Source organism: Salifodinibacter halophilus (genome assembly GCA_012999515.1).
Classification (GTDB): Bacteria; Pseudomonadota; Gammaproteobacteria; order Nevskiales; family Salinisphaeraceae; genus Salifodinibacter; species Salifodinibacter halophilus.
In genome coordinates this window covers 1-243 of record JABEEB010000605.1, presented here as the reverse complement: position 1 = coordinate 243, position 243 = coordinate 1, and the positions used below count along the sequence as shown (strand labels likewise).

Below are 243 nucleotides of genomic sequence, written 5' to 3'. Positions count from 1 at the left end.
GACTGTACTGGACATCAGATTTCGCACCGGCAGATCGAGCAGGCGGTCGGAGTCACCTCCGCGCGCGCCGAATCCACCGTGACTGCTCCCAGAGCGCCCGCGGCCACCGAAACTCCCCGGTGAACCACCCTGACTCTTGCTTCCGCCCCGCATGGTAAAGTCGATAACGTCGTACAGGCTCAACATTCCCACGAGGTCCTTCCCGTCGACGACTGGGAGATGAGCGATGCCAGCTTCTCGAAG

The 243-nt window shown here is 62.1% G+C and carries 1 protein-coding gene; it reads right to left on the bottom strand.

Going from position 1 to position 243, the window contains the following annotated elements; genetic code table 11:
• Positions 1-243: signal transduction protein (locus HKX41_13000; protein ID NNC25051.1), on the bottom strand; the 243-nt coding region annotated here is incomplete at both ends.